The sequence below is a fragment of the Sodalis sp. RH21 genome (assembly GCF_047324175.1).
Taxonomy (GTDB): Bacteria; Pseudomonadota; Gammaproteobacteria; order Enterobacterales; family Enterobacteriaceae; genus Acerihabitans.
This window is the reverse complement of the sequence record NZ_CP178732.1, coordinates 3685881-3709180: the sequence shown is the minus strand read 5'-3', so window position 1 is coordinate 3709180 and position 23300 is coordinate 3685881. Positions and strand designations below refer to the sequence as shown.

General features: G+C 60.4%; 18 protein-coding genes. 6 read left to right on the top strand and 12 right to left on the bottom strand.

Annotated elements, in window-relative coordinates; genetic code table 11:
• The 5 genes from ACL2XP_RS16995 to fdnG all read right to left on the bottom strand — a co-directional run bounded on the left by ACL2XP_RS16995 (position 1) and on the right by fdnG (position 6823).
• Entirely contained in the window at positions 1-1098 is a 1098-nt protein-coding gene (locus tag ACL2XP_RS16995) for an ABC transporter ATP-binding protein (RefSeq protein WP_413734072.1), read from the bottom strand.
• A gap of 186 nt (positions 1099-1284) precedes the next feature.
• Entirely contained in the window at positions 1285-2199 is a 915-nt protein-coding gene (gene fdhE / locus ACL2XP_RS16990; protein ID WP_413734071.1) for a formate dehydrogenase accessory protein FdhE, read from the bottom strand.
• Positions 2199-2849, bottom strand: a complete 651-nt coding sequence (gene fdoI / locus ACL2XP_RS16985; protein ID WP_413734070.1) for a formate dehydrogenase cytochrome b556 subunit — start codon at positions 2847-2849, stop codon at positions 2199-2201. Before fdoI ends, fdhE begins: the two co-directional genes overlap by 1 nt.
• Positions 2846-3763, bottom strand: a complete 918-nt coding sequence (gene fdxH / locus ACL2XP_RS16980; protein WP_413734069.1) for a formate dehydrogenase subunit beta — start codon at positions 3761-3763, stop codon at positions 2846-2848. Before fdxH ends, fdoI begins: the two co-directional genes overlap by 4 nt.
• A 12-nt stretch (positions 3764-3775) precedes the next feature.
• Complete coding sequence (fdnG, locus tag ACL2XP_RS16975; protein WP_413734067.1) at positions 3776-6823, bottom strand: formate dehydrogenase-N subunit alpha; 3048 nt, start codon at positions 6821-6823, stop codon at positions 3776-3778.
• A 1130-nt stretch (positions 6824-7953) separates the two neighbouring features.
• On the opposite strand from fdnG, the gene ascF reads away from it, so the two are divergent.
• The 3 genes from ascF to ACL2XP_RS16960 all read left to right on the top strand — a co-directional run bounded on the left by ascF (position 7954) and on the right by ACL2XP_RS16960 (position 12163).
• On the top strand, positions 7954-9504 hold the full coding sequence (ascF, locus tag ACL2XP_RS16970) for a PTS cellobiose/arbutin/salicin transporter subunit IIBC (protein ID WP_413734066.1): 1551 nt from the start codon (positions 7954-7956) through the stop codon (positions 9502-9504).
• Entirely contained in the window at positions 9501-10931 is a 1431-nt protein-coding gene (locus ACL2XP_RS16965) for a 6-phospho-beta-glucosidase (RefSeq protein WP_413734064.1), read from the top strand. The genes ascF and ACL2XP_RS16965 overlap by 4 nt, the downstream gene beginning before the upstream one ends.
• A gap of 137 nt (positions 10932-11068) precedes the next feature.
• On the top strand, positions 11069-12163 hold the full coding sequence (locus tag ACL2XP_RS16960; RefSeq protein WP_413734063.1) for an alpha/beta hydrolase family protein: 1095 nt from the start codon (positions 11069-11071) through the stop codon (positions 12161-12163).
• On the opposite strand, the gene ACL2XP_RS16955 is transcribed toward ACL2XP_RS16960, so the two are convergent.
• Positions 12132-13238, bottom strand: coding sequence for a helix-turn-helix domain-containing protein (locus tag ACL2XP_RS16955; protein ID WP_413734061.1), 1107 nt, complete (start codon positions 13236-13238; stop codon positions 12132-12134). The two genes, ACL2XP_RS16960 and ACL2XP_RS16955, sit on opposite strands and share 32 nt — an antisense overlap.
• 123 nt (positions 13239-13361) lie before the next feature.
• Here ACL2XP_RS16955 and ACL2XP_RS16950 point away from each other — a divergent pair, with 123 nt between their 5' ends.
• Positions 13362-14240 (top strand): NAD(P)-dependent oxidoreductase, encoded by an 879-nt coding sequence (locus tag ACL2XP_RS16950; protein WP_413734060.1) that lies wholly within the window; start codon positions 13362-13364, stop codon positions 14238-14240.
• A 22-nt stretch (positions 14241-14262) separates the two neighbouring features.
• On the opposite strand, the gene ACL2XP_RS16945 is transcribed toward ACL2XP_RS16950, so the two are convergent.
• Positions 14263-15045, bottom strand: coding sequence for an SDR family oxidoreductase (locus ACL2XP_RS16945; RefSeq protein ID WP_413734059.1), 783 nt, complete (start codon positions 15043-15045; stop codon positions 14263-14265).
• A 127-nt stretch (positions 15046-15172) separates the two neighbouring features.
• Between ACL2XP_RS16945 and ACL2XP_RS16940 the strand changes: the two genes are divergently transcribed.
• A complete protein-coding gene (locus ACL2XP_RS16940) occupies positions 15173-15538 on the top strand; it encodes a winged helix-turn-helix transcriptional regulator (RefSeq protein ID WP_413734058.1) in 366 nt (121 codons plus the stop codon).
• Here the strand turns inward: ACL2XP_RS16940 and ACL2XP_RS16935 are convergent.
• The 5 genes from ACL2XP_RS16935 to ACL2XP_RS16915 all read right to left on the bottom strand — a co-directional run bounded on the left by ACL2XP_RS16935 (position 15533) and on the right by ACL2XP_RS16915 (position 22934).
• Positions 15533-16600: a bifunctional transcriptional activator/DNA repair enzyme AdaA gene (locus tag ACL2XP_RS16935; protein ID WP_413734057.1), complete on the bottom strand. Its 1068-nt coding sequence runs from the start codon at positions 16598-16600 to the stop codon at positions 15533-15535. The genes ACL2XP_RS16940 and ACL2XP_RS16935 overlap by 6 nt on opposite strands.
• Before the next feature lie 129 nt (positions 16601-16729).
• A complete protein-coding gene (locus ACL2XP_RS16930; protein WP_413734055.1) occupies positions 16730-19429 on the bottom strand; it encodes an excinuclease ABC subunit A in 2700 nt (899 codons plus the stop codon).
• Between the two features lie 212 nt (positions 19430-19641).
• Positions 19642-21333, bottom strand: coding sequence for an alpha,alpha-trehalase TreA (gene treA / locus ACL2XP_RS16925; RefSeq protein ID WP_413734054.1), 1692 nt, complete (start codon positions 21331-21333; stop codon positions 19642-19644).
• A 250-nt stretch (positions 21334-21583) separates the two neighbouring features.
• A complete protein-coding gene (locus ACL2XP_RS16920; protein ID WP_413734052.1) occupies positions 21584-22306 on the bottom strand; it encodes a FadR/GntR family transcriptional regulator in 723 nt (240 codons plus the stop codon).
• Positions 22307-22598: 292 nt separating this feature from the next.
• Entirely contained in the window at positions 22599-22934 is a 336-nt protein-coding gene (locus tag ACL2XP_RS16915; RefSeq protein ID WP_413734050.1) for an NADPH-dependent FMN reductase, read from the bottom strand.
• Here ACL2XP_RS16915 and ACL2XP_RS16910 point away from each other — a divergent pair.
• Positions 22882-23145 carry a helix-turn-helix domain-containing protein gene (locus ACL2XP_RS16910; RefSeq protein WP_413739198.1) on the top strand — a complete coding sequence of 88 codons (264 nt, stop codon included), beginning with the start codon at positions 22882-22884 and terminating at the stop codon, positions 23143-23145. The two genes, ACL2XP_RS16915 and ACL2XP_RS16910, sit on opposite strands and share 53 nt — an antisense overlap.
• Positions 23146-23300: the final 155 nt, after the last annotated feature.

The window sequence follows — 23300 nt, the reverse complement described above, 5'->3', positions numbered from 1 at the left end:
TTAACCCGCCGAAAAACGTTCAAGGTATCCAGCCTGCCGGTCCGGCCGATCCCCGGCCGGCAATCGTTTGCCGGTGGACGCCGAAAATAGGTACTGCGCCGCCGCGGGCCAGCTCAGGCCAATCGTATCGCGCGGGGTAAAGCGCTTCATGCCCGCCACCTTGATGGTGATGGTGTCCGCCATGCCCGGTAGCGCGCAGATCATCAGGGTATACGCGCCCATATATTCATAATTGACGATTTGGCAGGCCAGCATGCCCCGGTCCGCGGGGGTGATGGTAATATCCTCGGCCCGGATGCCCAGGCAGAGCTGCGCCGGCGCGTGCGGCGCATCGCCGGGCGCCGGGATAAATCCGCCCTGCTGGAAGAGCGGAATAATATTCATCGACGGTGAACCGATAAACTGCGCGGTAAAAATATCCGCCGGGCAGTTATATAAATTGTCCGGCGTGCCCTGCTGCACGATGCGGCCGTCCCGCAACAAAATAATCCGGTCCGCCATGCTCATGGCTTCGGTTTGATCGTGGGTAACATAGATCATGGTCAGGCCGAGTTTTTTTTGCAGCGCGCAAATCTCGCGCCGCATACTCTGGCGCAGCTTGGCATCCAGGTTGGACAGCGGCTCGTCCATCAGGCACAGCTTGTGATTGGCTATCACCGCCCGTCCCAACGCCACCCGCTGCTGCTGCCCGCCGGACAGCAGGGCCGGCAGCCGATCGAGCAGCGTATCAAGCTCCATCAGGGCGCTCACTTCCGCCAGCCGCGCCGCGAAGCCGCGTTTATCTTCCCCCCGGGCCCGCAGCCCGAACAGCAGGTTTTCCCGCACGCTCAGATGGGGGAACAGCGCATAGGACTGAAACACCATGGCGAGGCGGCGCCGCGATGGCGGCAGGTCGGTTACGTCCGCCCGCTGTATCTCCAGCAGTCCGCTGTCGGCCTGTTCCAGGCCGGCGATAATGCGCAGCAGGGTGGTTTTGCCGCACCCGGACGGCCCCAGCAAGGCGACGAAATCCCCTTCCGCGACGGTGAAGCTGATGTCGTCCAAAGCCCGTTTAGTGCCCCAGGCCTTGGTAATCGAGTGCAGCGCTAAATAGGTCATATGATGATGTCGGCTATCTATCCATGGACGATAAGAAACGGGCGATACGAAACCGGGCGATGAACAACTGGAATCAGCATAGGGAGGGAAAATGACGGTTTTATAGCACCAATATGACAGTTGCGTGGCGTACGCAACCCGGCGCCGCCGGCCCCCACGGCGCGGCGGGGGACGGCGGCGGCGCGCTTAACCGGCGGGGAATAAAAACGGATTGATACTGCTGCGGCTAAATCCCTGCGCCTCCAGTTTGGCGTCCAGGATAATCGACGCCAAATCATCGGCCACGGCATCCACCGCCGCGTCCCGGTCCTGAAACAGGATTTTAAGATAGCTGTCGCAATGGCCGCAGCTCTCCGCTTTCACCGCCGCCTGCCGATCGTCCAGGGACCAATAGACCAGATCGTCGCTTTGCTCGCAGTTGCTGCATACCGCCCGCACCATATGCCATTCGCTTTCGCATAGCGCGCAGTGCAGGTAGCGCAGTCCGGGCACGGTGCCTTTGCCCTGGATTACGCTGGCCACCGGCGCGCTGCCGCAAATCGGGCAAAATTGCCGCTGCCCGCCGTCGGCGCGGGCCTGGCCGCGCACCCGGGCCGCCATTTGAGCCCAGTACAAGGACAGCGCCGCCCACAAGAACACGGCCAGGTCGCTGCCCACCGCCGCCAAATCGCCGTCCAGCAGCGACTGCGCCCGGTTCTCCAGCTCATCGTCGGTTAACGCCGCCAGGCTATCAAGGGCCTGGCGCACGGTGGGGGAGGCTTCCGGGCGCAGTTCGGCGACCAATCGGCGCAGCATCCGCCGCCACTGGGGGGCGCGGCGCAGCGCGGCGGCGGCCAGGGGCGGCGCGCCATCTTCGGCGGCCGGCAGGCCGGCATCCGCGTCCAGCGGCATGGCATGCAAGACCCGCAGCTGGGCGCTCACCACGCCGGCGGCAAACGTTAAATAGTCCCCAAACGGGTGGCCCGCCGCCAACTGCCGCAGCCGGTCGGCCCGGCGCTGGTAAAGCCGGGGCAAGTCGGCCCGCAGCAGGGGCTGGATGGCCGATACGGCGTCTAGCGGCCATGCGGCCAGCTGCGCTTCGGGAATAATCCGGATCGCCATTAGCTCCTGTCCTTACGGTTTTCCGCCGGCAGGGCGTTTTTTTCGCACAGTTCGCGATACCAGCGCGGATGGTGTTTTTTGGCCCAGGCCGCCGGCACCCAGCCTTCAACCATGGCGGTAATGGTGCCCTTGACCCACAGGGCCGCATAGATATGCACCATGATCACCATAATCAGCCCCACCGCCGACACCGAATGCACCAATAGGGCGAGGCGGATCAGCGGGATGGGGAAGTAGCCGGCGAACCAGGGCCGCCAGATCATGACGCCGGTGGCCAGCAATAACAGCAAACAAATAATCGCCGCCCAAAAGACACATTTTTGACCGAAGTTATAGCGTCCGGTGTCGCCCACTTCCTGGTTTTGCGCGATTTTGTAGATATTTTTGGCCCAATAAATATCGTCGCGGTCGATCAGGTTGTGCCGCCAATAGCGCAGGAACATCAGCATAAACGCGCAAAACATCACCACTCCGGCAAACGGGTGCAGGATGCGCGCCAGCTGCGGGGTGCCGAAGATATTCATTAGCCAGTTAAAAGAGGGGAAGAAAAATCCCAGGCCGCTGAGGGAAACCAGCACAAAGCAGAACGCCACGATCCAGTGGTTGATTCGTTCCGGCGCGCTGTAACGCACAATCCGCCGCTGTTTCATTTACGATCCTCCTGTTGATGATCCGGACCCTGGTCGATATCGCTATCGTCATCGTCGTCATCGGCCCGGTTGGGACCGATGCCCACATAGTGGAACACCGTGGCGGCGAAAATGGCCGCGAACCCCACGGCCGCCAGCGGTTTCCATACCCCCTTCCAAAACGTTACCGTCGGGCTGATGGTCGGGTTATCCGGCAGGCCGTGATAGAGCTGCGGCCGATCCGCGTGCTGCAAGACATACATCACATGGGTGCCGCCCACGCCGGCGGGATCGTAGAGCCCGGCATTCTTGAACCCGCGGCTATTGAGTTCGTCCACCCGCCCCGCCGCCAGCGTCTTCATTTCCGCCTTGGTGCCGAAATGAATGGCGCCGGTGGGGCAGGTTTTCACGCAGGCCGGCTCCTGGCCGACCCCGACCCTATCGACGCACAGGGTGCATTTATAGGCCCGGTTATCCTGTTTATTAATGCGCGGTATGTCGAACGGACAGCCGGCGATACAATAGCCGCAGCCGATGCAGTGCTCGGACTGGAAATCGACGATGCCGTTGGCGTACTGGATAATGGCCCCTTCCGCCGGACAGGCTTTCAGGCAGCCCGGATCGGCGCAGTGCATACAGCCGTCCTTGCGGATCAGCCATTCGAGCCGGTCGTCCTGCTCCACCTCGGAAAAGCGCATTACCGTCCAGGACTTGGCGCTCAGATCGAGGGGATTGTCATAGACCCCCACGTTGATGCCCACCTCGTCGCGCAGATCGTTCCACTCCGAACAGGCCACCTGGCAGGCCTTGCAGCCGATGCAGGTGGTCACGTCGATAAGCTTGGCCACCTCTTCCTGGAAATCGCGGGCGCGCGGCGCCGGGGTGAAACCATTGGTGGCGGATTTACGGATGATATCCTGTGATTGCATGGCCATCGCTTGCGCTCCTTATGCCTTTTCCACATTGACCAGGAACGCCTTGTACTCCGGCGTCTGACTATTGGCCTCGCCGACGTGCGGCGTCAGGGTATTGGCCAGGAATCCTTTTTTGGTGGTGCCTTCGTAGCCCCAGTGGCAGGGGATGCCGATAGTCTCGATCTCATGGCCGTCCACCAGCAGGGTGCGGATACGCTTGGTGACCACGGCCTTGGCTTTGATGTAGCCGCGTTTACTGCTGACCCTGACGCTATCGCCGGCCCGGATGCCTTTGCTGGCCGCCAGCCGTTCGCCTATCTCGATAAATTGCTCGGGTTGGGCGATGGCATTGAGGCGGGCGTGTTTGGTCCAGTGGCGGAACAGTTCGGTTATCGAATAGGTGGTCGCGACATACGGGAAATCGGCGGCGACGCCCAGGCGCAGGCGATCGGCTTCAAATAGCCGCGCCGCCGGATTAAAGATTACGCCGGGATGCAGCGGGTTGGTGCCGATGGGGGATTCCGCCGGTTCGTAATGTTCGGGGAACGGGCCGTCCACCAGTTTATCGATGGCGTAGAAGCGGCCCATGCCTTCCGCCTGCATGATAAACGGGCCGACATCGGTGCCCGGCGCGGCGGTGCCGTAATCAGGAATATCGATGCCTTTCCATTTGCTGCCGTCCCAGCGGATCAGCTCGCGCTTCGGGTCCCACGGATTGCCCTGGGCGTCCGCCGAAGCGCGGTTATACAGAATACGGCGGTTTTGCGGCCAGGCCCAGGCCCAGCCCAGCGTGCTGCCCAGCCCGGACGGATCGCTATTGTCGCGCCGGGCCATCTGGTTGCCCTGCTCGGTCCAGCTGCCGGCGAAGATCCAGCAAAAACTGGCGGTGGAGCCGTCATCGCGCAACTGGGAAAAATCGGCGAGCAGCTGTCCTTTCTTGAGGATCACCGTCCCCTTGTCGTCCAGCAGGTCCGCCAGGGCGCGGCCGTTGCTTTCCTGCGCCAGTTCTTCCGGCGTCGGATCTTCGGGCACCCGGTAATCCCAGGCCATATTCATCAGCGGCGCCGGATTGGCGCCCCCTTCGCGGGCGTACATCTCCCGCAGGCGCAGGAATATGCCCGCCAGGATTACCCCGTCGTTACGGGCTTCTCCGGGCGGCTCGGCGCCTTTATGATGCCATTGCAGCCAGCGGCCCGAGTTGACGATGGTGCCGTTCTCCTCGGCAAAGCAGCTGGAGGGCAGGCGGAACACTTCGGTTTGGATGGCCGCCGGGTCGACATCGTTAAATTCGCCGTGGTGTTGCCAGAAACTGGACGTTTCCGTCGCCAGCGGATCGATAATCACCAGGAATTTGAGCTTCGACAGCGCCGCGGAAGCCTTGTTTTTATCGGCGAACGCCGCCACCGGGTTAAAGCCCTGGGCTATATAGCCGTTGATTTTGCCTTCGCTCATCATCTGGGTGACATTAAGCGCGTCATAGCTTTGGTCCCACTTCGGCAACCAGTCGTATCCCCAGCTATTGTCCCGGGTCGCCTGGTCGCCGTAGAAACTTTTCATCAGGCTGACAAAAAATTTGGGGGTATTCTTCCAGTAGTTCACCTGATCGGGCAGCAATGCTTTAGGCGTGGCCTGCGCCAGGTACGCTTCCAGCGTGGTATGTTTTTCCGAAGGCAAATCCAGGTAACCGGGCAGGCGCAGGGAGAGCAGTCCTAAATCGGTGTAGCCCTGGATATTGGAGTGGCCGCGCAGCGCGTTGACGCCGCCGCCGGCCATGCCGATATTGCCCAGCAGCAATTGGATCATGCCCGCGCAGCGGATAATCTGCGCGCCGCTGGTATGCTGCGTCCAGCCCAGGGCATACAGGAAGGTGGCGGTTTTATCCGGCGCGCTGGTTTCCCCCAGGATCTGGCAAATTTGCAGGAACGCCGACTGGGGGGTACCGCAGATGCGCGCTACCATCTCCGGCGTGTAGCGGCTGACGTGTTGCTTAAGCATATTCCATACGCACCACGGGTCGGTCAGCGTCGGGTCCCGGCGGGCAAAGCCGTTTTCATCCAGCTGATAGTGCCAGGAAGTCTTGTCGTAAGCATGTTTGGCGGCGTCGTAGCCGCTGAACAGCCCCTCTTCAAAGGTGTATTCGGGGCTTACCAGCAGGCTGGCGTTGGTATAGGATTTAACATATTCCATCTGCACTTTTTCATGGCCGAGCAGGTAGTTGATTACCCCCAGCAGGAAAGCGATATCCGCCCCGGCCCGGATAGGGGCGTACAGATCGGCCACCGACGCGGTGCGGTTAAAGCGCGGATCGACCACGATAAGCTTGGCGCCGTTTTTCACTTTGGCTTCCATCGCCCATTTAAAGCCCACCGGGTGCGCTTCGGCCGGGTTGCCGCCCATGACCATCACCACATTGGCGTTTTTAATATCCACCCAGTTGTTGGTCATGGCGCCGCGCCCGAAGGTGGGCGACAGGGCCGAGACGGTGGGGGCGTGGCACAGCCTGGCCTGGGTATCGATGGCCAGCATGCCCAGGGCGCGCGCGACGCGCTGGTCCAGCATGCCGGTTTCGTTGCTCGCGGCCGACGAGCAGAGCATGCCGGTGGTCACCCAGCGGTTGACCGTGACGCCCGCGGCGTTTTTCTCGACGAAATTGGCGTCCCGGTCGGTTTTCATCAGGCGGGCGATACGCTCATAGGCATCCTCCCAGCTGATACGCTGCCACTTATCCGAGCCGGGGGCGCGGTATTCGGGGTATAACAGGCGCTGGTCGCTGTGAATAAAATCCACTAATCCCGCCCCTTTGGGACATAACGATCCCCGGCTGACCGGATGATCCGGGTCGCCCTCGATATGGAAAATGGACGAGCGCGCGTTTTTGGCGCCGTCGCCCAGGCTGTACATCAAGATGCCGCAGCCGACCGAGCAGTAGGTGCAGTTATTACGGGTTTCATGCGAGCGCAATAACTTATATTGCCGGGTTTCGGCCAGCGCGATGTCGGGGGCGAAACCCAGCGCGGCGGCCGTGGTGCCGGCCATTCCGCCCGCGCAAACTTTGAAGAATTGTCTTCTGGTGAATTGCATGGAAACTCCTGAATACGACATCAGTCACATAATTTACGTATTTTCAGCCGGCGGGCGCGATAAAGGGGCTGGCCGGGCTAGCTATTATTTTCATTGAGGCAGAACGTGATTTTGTCTATGCCTTGTTGTTAGTATGGGTATTATCAATTAATTTTTTCGGGTTGCAAATGTTTTTCACAATTGTTAAATGAAAAAATTAATTGTTATAGGTGAAAAAAGGAAAAGTGTTATTAACTAAAATAAGATTCATATATTTTCCCTAAAAACTGCGAGGCACTTCATAAAAAATGATTTCGCAACGTTATTACTTGATCTCCGCCCGACGGATTAATAGAGTCATCCTATAGCGCTTACCGGCAAGAAGGAGCGTGAAAGCATAAAAAGCGTTGTAAAATTAGTTATATAACGCTTTACCGGTATGCGCTGTTTTAGCGGGTAATTAATTGGAGATGTAGGTTAGCAATAATTTAAGTAAGCCATCATCACGGCCGATAATAGGAAAAAATAATTTTTACGCCTAATACGGAATATTATCAATGGCGCAGTAGCATCGCCGTGTTTATTATTTTCCGGCGCCGCTCTATACGTTAAAGCTGGCTGAAGCCGCATTTTTGTAATTTTCATCCCGCCCGTTTGGTTAAAATGACGCAGTAATGATTTATCCGCTAAATAACCAATGACCGGTCGTTTAAGCCAATAAGTAAGGTATTTATCTCTAGCGAGCGGTGGAGAAATATTGTCGTTATTAAGCCAGCGGTAAAATATTCCGGCCGGGGAAAATCTGGCGAAAATACCCCGGATTTATTGATTAACCTTATCATCAAGACGGCGGCTTGACGCGCACATCCCATGGGCCATGCCGCGGAGCAAACGATACCGGAGGATTTTTACGTTAAAAAAGTGATATTGATCACATTAAAAATGTACGAAATGTTAATTATTAGCATAATTATTGTGATCACATCTGCATTTCCCATCTCCTTATTCGCGCCGGTATTGTTCGCGGCGGCGCTTATACACAGAATGTTACTTCTTCCACGTTACCCGTAACATCTGGCGCCCTCAAGCAATGCCGCGGGTAAACGACGCCGTTAAGCCGGCACTAAAACATTGAGATAGGAAAACGATAAATGGCAAAAGATTATGCGCCGATTTCACGTGCCATCGTAGACAATCTGGGGGGCGTGGCCAATATCGCGGCGGTCACGCACTGCATGACCAGGCTGCGGTTCGTGGTAAAAGATGACAGCAAAATAGACGAACCCGCCATCAAGACTATCTCCGGGGTAATGGGCGTGGTGCGTAACGGCGATAAATGCCAGGTGATAATCGGCAATAATGTCTCATATGCGTATCAGGAAGTGTTGAAACTGGGTAATTTTGGCGATGAAAGCTTGATTGCCCAAGGTAAAAAGAAACGGAAAATCACCCTGAAAAGCATTGGCGCCGGCATTCTGGACGCGCTGATCGGCACGATGTCGCCGTTGATCCCGGCGATTATCGGCGGTTCGATGGTTAAACTGCTGGCGATGATCCTGGCGATGCTGGGCGTATTCGAGCCCGGCTCATCGACGCTTATTATTTTAAATACCATCGGCGATGGCGCGTTTTTCTTCCTGCCGGTGATGGTGGCGGCCTCGGCCTCGATCAAATTCAAGACCAATATGTCGCTGGCGATCGCCATCGCCGGGGTGTTGATTCACCCTAGCTTTATCGATTTGATGGCCAAGGCCGCGCAGGGTACGCCGGTCAGCTTCGCCATGATCCCGGTGGCGGCGGTAAAATACACTTATACGGTAATTCCGGCGCTGTGCATGACCTGGATTTTGTCGTATATCGAGCGCGGGGTCGATCGCATTACGCCGGCGGTCACCAAGAACTTCCTTAAACCGATGCTGATCGTGCTGATCGCGGCGCCGGTGGCGATTATTATTATCGGCCCGCTGGGCATTTGGATCGGTACCGGCATTTCCACCCTGGTCTATACCATTCATAACAGCCTCGGCTGGCTGGCGGTGGCCATTATGGGCGGGCTGTGGCCGCTGCTGGTAATGACCGGCATGCACCGGGTATTTACCCCCACCATTATTCAAACCATTGCCGAAACCGGTAAAGAGGGTATGGTAATGCCCTCGGAAATCGGGGCCAATTTATCCCTGGGCGGCGCCTCCCTGGCGGTGGCGTACCGGACCAAAAACAGCGAACTGCGGCAAACGGCGCTGGCCGCCGCCGCGTCGGCGATCGTGGCCGGCATCTCGGAGCCGGCGCTTTACGGGGTGGCCATCCGGTTAAAACGGCCGCTGATTGCCTGTTTGATCAGCGGGTTCATCTGCGGCGCGGTGGCCGGGGTCGGCGGACTGGCCAGCCATTCCATGGCCTCGCCGGGCCTGTTTACCAGCGTGCAGTTTTTTGACGCCGGCAATCCCATGAGTATCGTTTGGGTGGTGGGGGTGATGATCCTGTCGGTGGTGTTATCCTTTATCCTGACCTTGCTGCTTGGGTTCGAGGATCTGCCGGTGGCGCCCGCGAACGCGGACACCGCACCGGATACTACACCGGCCGCTACACCGGCCACGGCGCCGGCCGCTACACCGGCCACGGCGCCGGCAGCGGCGACCATGGCGGCCCCCGCCGCGCCGGCCACCATTATTTCAGCACCGAATGGTCAGGAGATCAGATGACCGATATCACTTTTCCCGCCGATTTTTTATGGGGCGGGGCCATTGCGGCCAATCAGGCCGAGGGCGCTTATCTGGCGGACGGCAAGGGACTGACCACCGTTGACGTGATCCCCCACGGCAAGAACCGCCTGCCGGTTAAACTGGGGCTGGTGGCCAATGTCGGGCTGGATGACAGCGAATTTTATCCCAGCCACCAGGCCATCGATTTTTACCATCGTTATAAAGAAGATATCGCGCTGCTGGCGGAGATGGGGTTTAAAGTGTTCCGCACCTCCATTGCCTGGAGCCGCATTTTTCCCCGGGGCGACGAAACGCAGCCCAACGAAGCGGGTATCCGCTTCTACCGCAATCTGTTCACCGAGTGCAAAAAATACGGTATCGAGCCGCTGGTGACCCTGTGCCACTTCGATGTTCCGCTGCATCTGGTGAACGAATATGGTTCCTGGCGCAGCCGTAAAATGATTGGTTTTTTCGAACGCTACGCCACTACCTGTTTTCGCGCCTTTGACGGGCTGGTGAAGTATTGGCTGACTTTCAACGAGATCAACATTCTGCTGCACAGCCCGTTTTCCGGCGCGGGACTGCAATTTCGCGCCGGCGAAAATACCGACCAGGTTAAATATCAGGCCGCCCACCATGAGCTGGTGGCCAGCGCGCTGGTGACCAAGCGGGCCCATGAGATCAACCCCGCCAACCAGGTGGGCTGCATGCTGGCCGGCGGCAATTTTTATCCTTACTCCTGCAAGCCGGAAGATGTGTGGACCGCCCTGGAAAAAGATCGGGAAAATTTGTTTTTTATCGATGTGCAATCCAGGGGCGCTTATCCCTCCTATGCCGCCAGGGTGTTTCGCGAAAAAGGGGTGGATGTGCAAATGGACGCGGGCGACGGCGAGATCCTCAAGCACACCGTGGACTTTGTTTCGTTTAGCTATTATGCCTCCCGCTGCGCGGCGGCGGATATGAATGAGCACAATACCAGCGCCGCCAATGTGGTGAAATCCCTGAAAAATCCCTATATCAAAGCCAGCGAGTGGGGCTGGGGCATCGATCCGCTGGGGCTGAGAATCGCCATGAATACGCTTTACGACCGCTACCAGAAACCGCTGTTCCTAGTGGAAAACGGCCTGGGAGCCAGGGATACCGTGGAGTCGGACGGCTCAATCAATGACGACTACCGCATCGACTATTTCAGGGAACATATCAAGGCCATGAAAGACGCCATCGGCGACGGCGTGCCGCTGATGGGCTACACCCCCTGGGGCTGTATCGATCTGGTGGCCGCGTCCACCGGCGAAATGGGTAAACGCTACGGATTTATCTATGTGGATCGCGACGATGCGGGCGGCGGCACCCTTAACCGCACCCGCAAGAAATCTTTTTATTGGTATCAAAAGGTGATCGCCTCCAACGGCGAAAACCTGGATTAATCCGCGCGGGGCGGCCCGATGCCGGATCGCCCCCGGAAATAAAGCTATAAAATCAGGACCTCAATCGCGTTATAGGTCTCCCGCCCGGGTAATTGGCGCTATAAAAGCAGTTCTTTCATCTGCCGGAGTGGCCAATAATGAGATGGTTGTATGCAATGCTTATCCCGCTTTCCCTGTGCGTGATTCCCTTAGGCGCGGTGGCGCAAACCGACGCGGCCGCGGTGGGATTCAATCTGTCCGTACTTCCGGCCAAGGACGGTTATCCCGCCATCGACATGGCGGTCTGGTACCCCGCGTACGGCGAAGGTACGCCGCGGCTGGTGGGGGATAATGCGGTATTTGTCGGCATGGCCGTGGCGGTGGATGCCCGGCCACGTCCCGGACGACATCCGCTGGCGGTGATTTCCCACGGCTTTGGCGGCAACTGGCGTAACCAGCTCTGGCTGGCCGGCGAACTGGCCAGCCAAGGCTATATCGTCGCCGCCCCGAACCATCCCGGCACTACCACCGACAATCGCGACCCGGCGCTGGCCGCGCAATTATGGCGAAGGCCGGGGGATATCAGCCGGGTTATCGACGCGGTCACCACCCGTCCGGATCGTTTTGGCGCGGTGGCGGTAGATAAAATTGCAGTAATCGGACATTCGATGGGGGGGTGGACGGCACTGGAACTTGCCGGGGCGCGTTTCGACCCCGGCTTATTCGCGCAAGATTGCCGGTTACATCCGATTCTGGCTTCCTGCCGGGTTTATCAGCAAATCGCCGCCGGCGGCTCCGCGACGCTAACACAGCGGTTGGCCATGAATTGGCGAGATAAGCGGGTAGGGGCGATCGTGACGCTGGATTCAGGCTTAACCCGCGGGTTCAGCGCCGCCAGCCTGGGCGGCATTACGCTACCGGTGCTGATCATCGCTGCCGGCGCGCCGTCGGCGGACCTCCCTGCCGCTTTGGAATCCCATGCCTTGGCGCAGCGGCTGCCGGCGGCAACCACCCGCTACGTGGAAATCAGCGATGCCACGCATTTCAGTTTTATGTCGGTGTGCAAACCCGGCGGCGCGGACATGATAGAGCGTGAAGAACCGGGAGAAGGCATAATCTGCCGCGATGGCGGCACGCGTTATTCCGGGCTTCCATCCGACTCCCCATCCGGGCCGGTAATACGTAACCGGCAGATCATTCATAAGCAAACGGCTACGCTTATTAGGGATTTTCTGGCTGGGGTATGGCGCTGATATCCGGTTGCCGGCCGGGTTGAACCCGCGTTCTGGCGGTGTTACGGTATTCACTGGGATTGACGCCGGTCACCCGGCGAAATTCGCGGTTAAAGTTGGATTTTGTCTGGAAGCCGCTGGCGAACATAATATCGGTAATCCTGCCGTCGGTGGTGCTGAGCAGCCTGGCCGCTTCGTTAATGCGATATTCGTTGACGATCTGGGAGATATTGCGGCCATGCACCAGATTGATCGCCGCCGACAGTTGGCGCACCGGCAGACCCAGGCGTCTTGCCAGCGTAATGATGTCCAGATCGGGGACGGCGAACAGCCGCTCTTCGCGCATCAACCGATCGAAGCGCCCGGCCCGTTGCAAATCATCGGCATCCGGGGAGGGGCCTGGCGCTGCGGCGTTCCCGCCGGGGGAGATTATTTCTGGCGCGCCAACGCCGGCGCGGGTTATGACGGCGGCTAGAGCCAGCAATAACAGCAGATTGGCGCAGGCCACCAGGTAAACCGCATGTTTGCCCTGGCCCAGGGCAAAATCCAGCGCCACCAGGGCATCCAGCGATCCGCACAGCAGCAGAATGCCGCCCGCGGCCGCTTGTTGCCCGATTGCGCCGCCCGCGGACCGTCCCTTGCGCAACGCGGGATGCCGCAGCCAGGGAAACAGCAGAGCCAGGCCGTAACCCATATAGATGGCCCATAGGGTTATATCCAGCAGCGGCCAGGGCAGCGCGTTGCCGCCGATCATTACCACGCCAGCGATGGCGGGGGGTAACAGATGCGCATAATGCGCATAATTAAAGCCGGGCAATGTGCGGGTATCAGCGCGACCCGGCTGGAAGCAGCGCCAGCAGATAACGGGCAGCAGGGAGGCCGCCAGAGGCTGGCAGTGCGCCGCCAGCGCTTCGCCGCCGCGCCAGCGCAATCCCACCAGCAGCGTGCAGAGGGCGCAGGCGGCAATAAATACCAGCACCCGGCGCACGTCGCTAAGGTTGCGCCGGTGCCGGAGACCCAGGCGGATTCCCAGCAGGGCCAGCAGTAAGGTATTAATAAACGGTACGGACAGTTCGGGCATCGGCGGCGGCTTCATTCGGCATCATGATAATGGGGACTATCCCCGTTGACAGCAGCATAATTAAAGTCCGGCCTGTTGTCACGCCGGGCGCCCCCATTGCCCATGACTTTAAATATGTCACATATAAGGACCACATTAATGAATACGCTTCCCGTCGTCGCGGTGCTTGGATTAGGCGCCATGGGTCATGCTTTCGCGGCCAATCTGATTAAAAAAGGCTTTACCGTCCGGGGGTGGAACCGCACCCGCCGGCGGGGCGAAGACCTGGCCGCGGCCGGTTTGATTTTATGCGATACCCCTAATGAAGCGGTAACCGGCGCCGCGGTGGTGCTGGTGATGCTGCCCGATGCCGCCGTTACCGAGGCGGTGATAACCGGCCCGCAGGGTATTGTGCCGGCGCTGGACCGCGGGGCGATAATTGCGCAAATGGGCACCATCGGCCTGGATGCCACCGACCGGCTGGCCGGGGCCATCACCGCCGCCCGCGCCGATATCGTGTTTTTGGACGCGCCGGTCTCCGGCACCAAGGCCCCGGCCGAAAACGCGCTGATTACGGTGCTGGCCAGCGGCGATCGGTCCCGCGCCGCCGCCATCGAGCCGGTGTTCGGCGCCATTGCCAAAGGCACTAAATGGTTTGGCGGGGCCGGCGGCGGTTCGCGCATGAAGCTGGTGGTCAACGCCTGGCTGATTTCAATGGTGCAGGGCATGTCCGAAAGCGTTCAGCTGGCTCAGGAGTTGGGCTTTTCTCCCGCCGATTTCTGGGACGTGCTGGACGGCGGCCCGCTGGCGGCCCCGTATGTGAAAAACAAGCTGGAGATGATTAAAGCGGATAATTATGAGCCGCAGATGCAGCTCGCGTTGGCCCTGAAGGACGCCAATCTGGCCCTCGACGCCGCCCGCACCAGCCAAATGCCGGGACTGCGCGCCATAGCCGACGTCTGGCGGCGCGCCGTGGACGTCGGCCTCGGCGAGCAGGATATCGCCGTGGTGTATCGCTATTTGAGCCGCGGGCAATAGCCGCCGCCGGCCGCCGCGATCCTCAGGCGGTCGGGATCGTCCCGCCATCGATAATGTATTCGGTGCCGGTAATGGCGCTGGCCCGATCCGACACCAGGAACCCGATCAAATCGGCCACTTCCGCCGGTTTGGCCGGGCGTCCCAGGGGGATGCCGCCCAGCGCGTCCATAATGATTTTCTTGCCCCCGGCGTAATCGGTGCCCGCCTGGGTCGCCAGCCGCCGCGCCATGGCGACCGCGGCTTCGGTCTCCACCCAGCCGGGGGACACCCGCACTACCCGTATCCCCTGGCCGGCGACTTCTTTGGACAGGCTTTTACTGTAGGTGGACAGCGCCGCTTTGGCCGCGGCATAGGCCGTGGTGGATTCCGGCAGCGGCAGATCGTGCTGGATGGAGGTAACGTGGATAATCACCCCGCGGCCTTGGGCGATCATCGCCGGCAATAACGCCCGGTCGAGCCGTACCGCCGCCAGCAGATTAAGATTGATTTCCTGCTGCCAGATATCGTCATCAAGCACCGCGAATCCGCCCCCGGGCGCCGACGACCCCCCCAATACGTTAACAATGATATCCACGCCGCCGAGCTGCCGTTGCGCCGCCTGCGCCGCTTCGGCGCAGCCCCGGGCCGTGGTCATATCGGCCGGGACATAACGCACTCCGTCCAGGGGGGCCGCGGGCGCCGCGCGGGCGGTGGTTAATACGTCGACGCCGTTGTCGCGCAGAAGCGCCGCCACCGCCGCGCCGATGCCTTTGGTACCGCCGGTGACCACGGCGCGGCGGCCCGTCAGCCCTAAGTGAAATGTCATGGGATTATCTCCTGAAGGTGGGCGCCGGAGCCGCCGGACGCGCAAAACCGCACCGGACGGGTGAATTTTGGTGACCTGCGCCGAGGCCGGGCTAGAATAGGGCAGAGCTTAATCTTGAGGTCATAAAATGACAAGTACGCACCAAAAAGTCGGCGACATACCCGAAAGTAAGTATTCCACCCCCGAGGCGGCGGCCGCGGCGGTGGAACAAACCTTAAAAATCCTGGAGGGGCGCTGGAAGCTATTGATTCTGTTCCAGCTGTTCGGCGGCAAGATCCTGCGGTTTTCGCAACTGGAACAGGCGATCCCGGCGGTATCGCAAAAAATGCTGATCCAGCAGCTGCGGCAGCTGGAAAAAGAGGGGGTGGTGATGCGCACCGTTTATCCGCAGGTTCCCCCTAAAGTGGAATACCGCCTGACCGATTGGGGCCAGTCATTATGCCCGGTGCTCGATAGCCTGCTGAAATGGAGCGATGCGCGGGAGCCGTTATAATCCGCCGGCGCCGGCGGCCATGCGCCGCTCGTGTTCAATCAGCCATTGTTTACGCCATAACCCGCCGCCGTAGCCCGTCAGGGAACCGTCGGCGCCAATCACCCGGTGGCAGGGGATCAGGATGGCAATCTGGTTGGCGCCGTTGGCCCGGGCCACCGCCCGCGACGCGGTAGGCCGGCCTATCGCCGCGCCGATGGCCGAATAGCTGCGCACCTCGCCGGAGGGGATGGCCCTGAGCGCTTCCCAGACGCCGCGGGTAAATGCCGAACCGAATTCGGCCAGCGGCGTGGTGAAATGTTGCCGCCGGCCGGCAAAATAGTCGCGCAATTCCCCCTCCACCCGATCGATGGGCGCCGTGCGGCCCATGATGATTTCCGATGCGGTGGCGTTTTTCAGGCGGGTCAGCTCGGCGGGCAGGGCCTTGCGGTCAAAAAATTCCAGCAGGCATAGCGCATGGCCGTCGGCCACCGCCAGCATCGATCCAATGGGGGTATCCAGCCAGTCGGCGCGCAGGAACCGGTGCGATCTGGCCTGGCTGGGGTTGATGCCGATATGCCGGGCGATGGCCTCGCGAAACCCGCTGCCGGATTCATAATGGGCTTCCAGCTGCGCATCGATGATTTTCGCCCCGCCGGTCAGGACCTCCAGCCCCTTGCCCAATCTGCGCATCCGCGCCATATCCAGGAAAGTGATGCCGAAGCGGCGCTTGAACAGGCGGCGCACCGTAGAAGGGTCGTATTGCATCCCGACCAGCGTCTCTTCCGACCAGCGCTTATCCGGATCGTTATCCAGGGCGGCCAGCAGGTTGACGATCGTCGGGTCTTTTTCTCCGGTGGGCAATAGCGGATGGCAGCGTTTGCAGGGCCGGAAGCCCGCCGCCAGCGCTTCGGCGATGGAAGGGAAAAACACGCTGTGCTCGCGTTTGGGTTTGCGCGCGGCGCACGTCAGGCGGCAAAATACGCCGGTGCTGGTCACGCCTACGAAAGCGAAACCGTCATAGGCCGGGTCGCGGGCGAGTAAAGCGTGGTACAGCGTTTCGTCATCGGGTAGATCAAACAGCATGGATGCGCTCGCTTATGGTGGGGACCGGCCTACAGAATAAGCGTTTTTCGAGCCGTGGCGCGACGAAATTAAGGCCATTTTTTACCGCGTCATGCATCGCCGGCCCTGGCAAATACGGCGCGCCCGCCGTCAGCCGCCCAGCTCCCTGCGTAAAAACGGCGCGGTGCGGCTTTTTTGGACCCGGGCCACGCTTTCCGGCGTGCCGGCGGCCACAATCGACCCGCCCTGGTCGCCGGCGCCCGGTCCGATATCGATGGTCCAATCGCTCTGGGCGACGATGCGCATGTCGTGTTCCACCACGATCACGCTATTGCCCGCGTCCACCAGGGCGTTGAGCTGGGTCAGCAACCGATCGACATCGGCCGGATGCAGACCGGTGGACGGTTCGTCCAATACGTATAGCGTCGCCCCGCGCTGGGCGCGCTGCAGCTCGGTGGCCAGTTTGATCCGCTGGGCTTCGCCCCCCGACAGCTCGGTGGCCGGCTGGCCCAGGCGCAGGTAGCCCAGCCCGATATCGTGCAGCAGCCGCAGGGATCGCATTATGCCCGGCTGGCCGCCAAATACCTCGACGGCATCCTCCACCGTAAGGGCCAGAACCTGGGCAATGGTCAGTCCCTGCCAGGTCACCGCCAGGGTTTCAGGGCGGTAACGCGCGCCGTGGCAGGTGGGGCAAGGGGCATAGACGCTGGGCATAAACAGCAGTTCAACGCTGACGAAACCTTCCCCTTCGCAGATGGGGCAGCGCCCTTTGGCGACGTTAAACGAAAACTGGCCGGCATCGTAGCGCCGCCGCCTGGCCTCCGGCGTGGCCGCGAAGAGCTTGCGCACGCCGTCGAACAACCCCGTATAGGTGGCCAGATTGGAGCGCGGGGTGCGGCCGATGGGTTTTTGATCCACCTGCACCAACCGGGCGATGGATTCCAGCCCGGCGGTAATATGACCGGTAGCGGCCGGCGGTAAATCCGCATCCGGCAGCGGATCGTCCAGCTCGGCGCCGTCGACGGGCCGGCCCAGCCGCTCGCCCACCAGTTCCAGCAGCGCCTGGCTGACCAGGCTTGATTTGCCCGACCCGGAAATGCCGGTGACGGCGGTAAAACAACCCAGCGGAAATTCCGCGCTGAGGTTATGCAGATTATTGCGGGTCACGGCGGCAAGCTTCAGCCAGCCGGCCGGTGTGCGTCGCGCTCGTGCGGACGGCGCCGGCGCGGCAAACAGATAGCGGCGGGTTTGCGAGTTTTCGATGGCCGCCAGTCCGGCGGGGGGGCCGCTGTAGAGGATATGGCCGCCGTGTTCCCCCGCCGCCGGGCCGACATCCACCAGCCAGTCGGCCCGGCGCATGGTATCGAGATCGTGCTCGACCACAAACAGGGAATTACCCGCCGCCTTGAGCCCTTGCAGGGCGGCGAACAGCGCTTCGCCGTCCGCGGGATGCAGGCCGGCGGACGGTTCGTCCAGGACATAGATTACCCCAAATAGCTGCGACCCCAGCTGGGTGGCCAGCCGCAGCCGCTGCAATTCGCCGGAGGAAAGGGTGGGGGTGCCGCGCTCCAGGGACAGATAGCCCAGCCCGAGATCCGTCAGGATCGCCACGCGGGCCAGCAAATTTTGCGCGATGCGCTGGGCGGCGAGACGTTTCTCGATGGATAATGCGGGAGTGAGCCTGACGTCCGGCGCGCCCCGATGCGCCGAACCGCCCAGGGCCGCGCGTTGCCGGCGCGCCGCCTGGCTTTGCTGCCGATCCAGCGTATCGCCCCCTTGGTTCCGCCCGGCGTTATCGCCGGCGGGGAGGCCGTCAGCCACCGGCCGCAATACCTGCGCCAGCCGCAGCAGCGGCAGCCGGGATAGCTCGCCGATATCCAACCCGGCGAACGTGACGGCCAGCGCCGCGCGCTTTAAGCGTTTGCCGTCGCACTCCGGGCACGGGCTGCCCCGCATAAACCGCGATACGCGCTTTTTCATCAGCGCGCTTTGGGATTTGGCGAAGGTATGCAGCACATAGCGCCGGGCGCCGGTAAAGGTGCCCTGATAACTCGGTTCCAGTTTCTGCTTGAACGCCCGCCGTGTTTGCGCCGGCGTCAGGCCGGCATAAACCGGCACGGTAGGGGTTTCTTCGGTAAACAAAATCCAATCCCGCTGTTGTTTGGGCAGATCGCGCCAGGGCTTATCCACGTCATACCCCAGGGTGACCAGAATATCGCGCAGGTTCTGCCCCTGCCACGCCGGCGGCCAGGCCGCCACGGCGCGCTGGCGGATGCTCAGCGCATCGTCGGGCACCATCAGCCGTTCGGTGACGTCGTAGATACGCCCCAGTCCGTGGCAATGCGGGCAGGCTCCCTGGGGCAAATTCGGCGAAAAATCTTCCGCGTACAGCATCGGCTGGCCCGGCGGGTATAGGCCGGCGCGCGAGTAGAGCATGCGCACCAGGCTCGATAAGGTGGTGACGCTGCCCACCGACGAACGGGTGCTGGGCGTGCCGCGCTGTTGCTGTAGCGCCACGGCGGGAGGCAGTCCGTCAATGGAATCCACGTCCGGCGCGCCGGCCTGATCGATCAACCGCCGCGCATAAGGCGCCACCGACTCGAAATAACGCCGCTGCGCCTCGGCATAAAGGGTTGAAAACGCCAGCGACGACTTGCCCGAGCCGGACACGCCGGTAAATACCACCAGCGCATCCCGGGGAATATCCACGTCGACGTTGTGCAGGTTGTGCTCGCGGGCGCCGCGCACCTTGACGAAACCTGTGAACGTAGGCGCGGGCGAGGCGTCGGGCAGGCCGGAATCCGGCGCGGGGGCGGGTGGAACGGTAGGCGGGCGGCGCTGTGAAGTCATGGCTAAACCTTATACGGGCGAAAAGCGAAATCCAGGCGAATGAACCGCGGCGGCGATGCGTCGGCGCGTTTATCGTGGACCAGAAGAAGCTTAGCGCATAATCGGGAAGAACCGGGAAATATGACGCGGGGAAAATCAGCGGCAGCCCTGGCGTCCCGGCGATGGCATCCGCCGGGACGCCAGTGGCCGGGTAACCCCGGCCACTGGGTCTATCAGCGCGCGGCCGCCGGCTGCGCCGCCGTTTTATCGGCGATTTTGCAGGTCGGCATGGCGCCGCAATAGCGATCCAGCAGCTTGAGGGTGACGCCGTTGGTCCAGCCGAAGCCGTCCTGCAGCGCATATTCGCCGCCGCCGCCGCCCCCCAGCCCCTGGCCTTCAACCACGTATTTTTCCACCAGCTTTTGCTGGGCGTCATACAGCCGCTGCACGTTGGTCAAAAAACGGGTGCCGATGGACTGCGCCAGGGCGTCCTGGCCGTAATTATGCAAGCCCGCCACCGCCACCCATTGCAGCGGCGCCCAGCCGTTGGGCGCGTCCCACTGCTGCCCGGTGTTGATGGTGGAGGTGGTCAGGCCGCCCTCTTTGAGCAACTGGCTGCGTACCGCCTGGGCGGTGCTGACGGCGCGATCGCGCGGGGCGATGCGCACGAACAGCGGGAATACCGCGGCGGCCGTAATCGGCCGGGTAATGGCTTTCGCCCGCCAATCATAGTCGGTGTAATAGCCGTCCTGGGCGTTCCATAAATAGCGGTTGATCGCCTGGGCGCGCGCATCGGCCAGGCGTTTGTAACGATCGGCCTCCCGCGGCCGGTTGGCGGCCCTGCTGGCCCGGGACAGCGTCTGCTCCAGCTGGTAAAGCAGGGCGTTAAGATCCACCGGCACGATATCGGTGGTATGGATAGTGGCGAGATCGTGCGGATCTTTTAACCAGCGGGAACTGAAGTCCCAGCCGGAGGCCGCGCCGGCGCGCAGATCGCGATACACCTGCGCCGCGGGCCGCCCCTTGGCCCGGCGGGCGGTGGTGATATCTTCCATATAGGATTCGGTGCGCGGCACGTCGCGATCGTCCCAGTAGCGGTTGAGCAGGCCGCCGTCGTCCAGGCGCACCACGCGCTCGGCGGCCGCGCCCTTGGCCAGTCCGTCGGCGCCGCGCATCCAATAATCGTACTCGCGGGTTAACTGGGGCAGGTAGCGGGCATAGGTGCTTTCGCCTTCATGGGTGGCCAGCAGCGCCACCATAAAAGCGAAAAACGGCGGCTGGGAGCGGCTCAGGTAATAGGTGCGGTTGCCGTTGGGAATATGGCCATAGGTATCGATCTCATGGGCGAAATTATCGGTCATATTTTTTACCAGCGCCCAGTTGCCGCTTTCGGCCAGGCCGAGCATGGTGAAGTAACTATCCCAATAATAAATTTCGCGGAACCGGCCGCCGGGCACGACATATCTTTGCGGCAGGGGCAGCAGGGAATCATTGGGCTTGACGCTATCGGACCTGCGGGTCAGGACCGGCCACAGCCCGTCGATATGCTGGCGCAGGGTTTGCCCGGCGGGGGGATGATAGGGGGCGCCTTCCGCGGGCAAAGTGAATTCCGCATCGGTAAAGCGTTTGAGGTCAAAACCGGCCTGTTGTTTTTGCTGCTGATAGGCCGCCAGGATGGCCGCCGGTTCACGCCGGGGAACGGCATCGGCAAACGTTTTTTGATCCGGATAAATTTTTGCCTGCTGAACGTCGGCAAACAGCGCGCCGAATAAAATATCAGGCGGCTGCGGCGCGGCGGCGGCCGCTTTGGCGGCCGGGGCGTTGGTAAAAGGGGCCGCGACGGCGGGCAGGGTCAGGCTGGCGGCGAGGGCCAGCCCCAGGGGCAAGAGTATATTCCTTAATCCGCGAAAAACAGGCGCCTGCATGGGTATCTCCTTTCAGTCCAGGCAGCATCGCTGCCGGTTATCGTTATTAACCGCCACCGGGGCGTCGATAAGAGGGTGTGACTACAGCATCATTATGCCGTTGAATATATTGGGTTATGACATTTTAGTCGGCATTTCAAACGGATGTCGGTCTATCGGACCTAAATTGAGGGATAGTTCAAACTATTGCCGGCAAATGACCCTTTGCCGGCTGACGGGATGGCGCGTAACGCGGAGAAGTTGGCGGCCGTCACTGGGCGCCCACGGGCCTGGGCCGGTTTTTGAGCTTTTCGATGGCCAGCGTGTTTTCCGACATGGCTTCATTAAGCACCGCCACCGCCTTGGACGAGTCGCGATTTTTAATCGCCATATACACCTTGATATGCGCTTCCACGCTCTCAAGGGTAATGCCCAGCGCGCGGTTCAGCTCTTCCAGATAATAATAATAAATATCTTTTATCGACTTCATGACCTTATAAAAGACTTTATTTTGCGAGGCCTTGGCGATGGCCAAATGAAAATCGAAATCCGCCTGGGAGTATTTTTTATAGTCGTCTTTATTAATCAGCATACGGTTGAGCGCCTGTTCCAGGGCGAGTATATCCTCCGCCGTGGCGTTCACTACCGCCAGCTCCATACATTTGAATTCCACCGTTTGCCTGAACACCATCATATCGAGAAATTCTTCCTGACTGAGATGCATAATCGGTTTTTGCGCATCCAGCAGGCTGTCCTGGTTGAGATTCTGGGCGACAAAGGTGCCTTTACCCTGCTGGGTCAGCACCACGCCTAAATCGCGCAGGCGCTGGACCGCGCTGCGGATACTCACGCGGCTGACGTTAAACGACCGGGTCAGTTCCAATTCCGACGGCAGTTTACAGCCCGGCGGCCAGCTGCCGTCCAGCAGTTTTCCCTTCATTTGCTCAAAAACGGCGTTAACGACATTTTGTTTTTGAATGGTTTTAATCGCCATGGTCCCTGCTCTTATCAGATGTCATACAACATTGCCGATATATAACATCTTCCAGCCGGCAGCAAAAGATATCAGCGCGGATTATGTGCGCCGGACGAACAGATCATCCTCGGGGCGGGCCGCTGTCCGCGCGCCGGCACAACCGGGCCGCCATTGTCATACAACCCGGGACCTGTCTTTACGCGTCGATTTGTTCGATAACCGATCCATAACCCGTTTAATGAATACGCGCATGGTTTCATCGGTCAGCCGGTTATCCTGGATTTTCCCCGCCACCAGCGGAATAACGATTTCAGGCAGGGGCGCCCGGCGAAAGGGTGATAAACAGCACCGGTTTACCTTGCATGCAGCTGGTAAAAGCCGGCCGGGATAACCAGTCCAGGGTATTTTTCAGGACGCCTGGAATGCCGTGATTGAATTCAGGGGTAACAATCAACACGGCATCGCCGCGGGCGGCGCCAACCGCCGGCGGCGCGGCGTTCCCACTGTATATCCCCACCGGCCGCGACCGGCGGTTGGTGCATATTACCCGCTTATTGTAGCGGGAGCCGGGCAGCGACGCTTCCCTTGAGGCCCTGGCCGCCATTTCGGCATGCAGCGCCAGAACGCTGGCGCGCCTGTTTATCAAGGAAGCCGGTATGACCTTTACCCGCTGGCGCGATCATGTGCGGGTGATGACGGCGGCGGACCGTCTCGCCCGCGGCCATAACGTCACCGCCATTGCGCTGGAACTGGGATATCAACGCGCCAATAATTTTTCCACCATGTTCAGCCGGCTATTGGGCGCGCCGCCAAGGCGCTATATGCGCTTATTGCTAAACCGACGGGGAAAAGAATAAAGCCATTAAAATAATGGTCGCAGCCTCAGTATTTTCTTATTATATTTTACCAGGTATGACAATAACATTTGTCGCCAGAAGTCATTATTTATTTATTGTAATAAAGTAGTTATTTTGTAATAAGAAATAACAAGTTAATTTTTTATTTCAGCGCC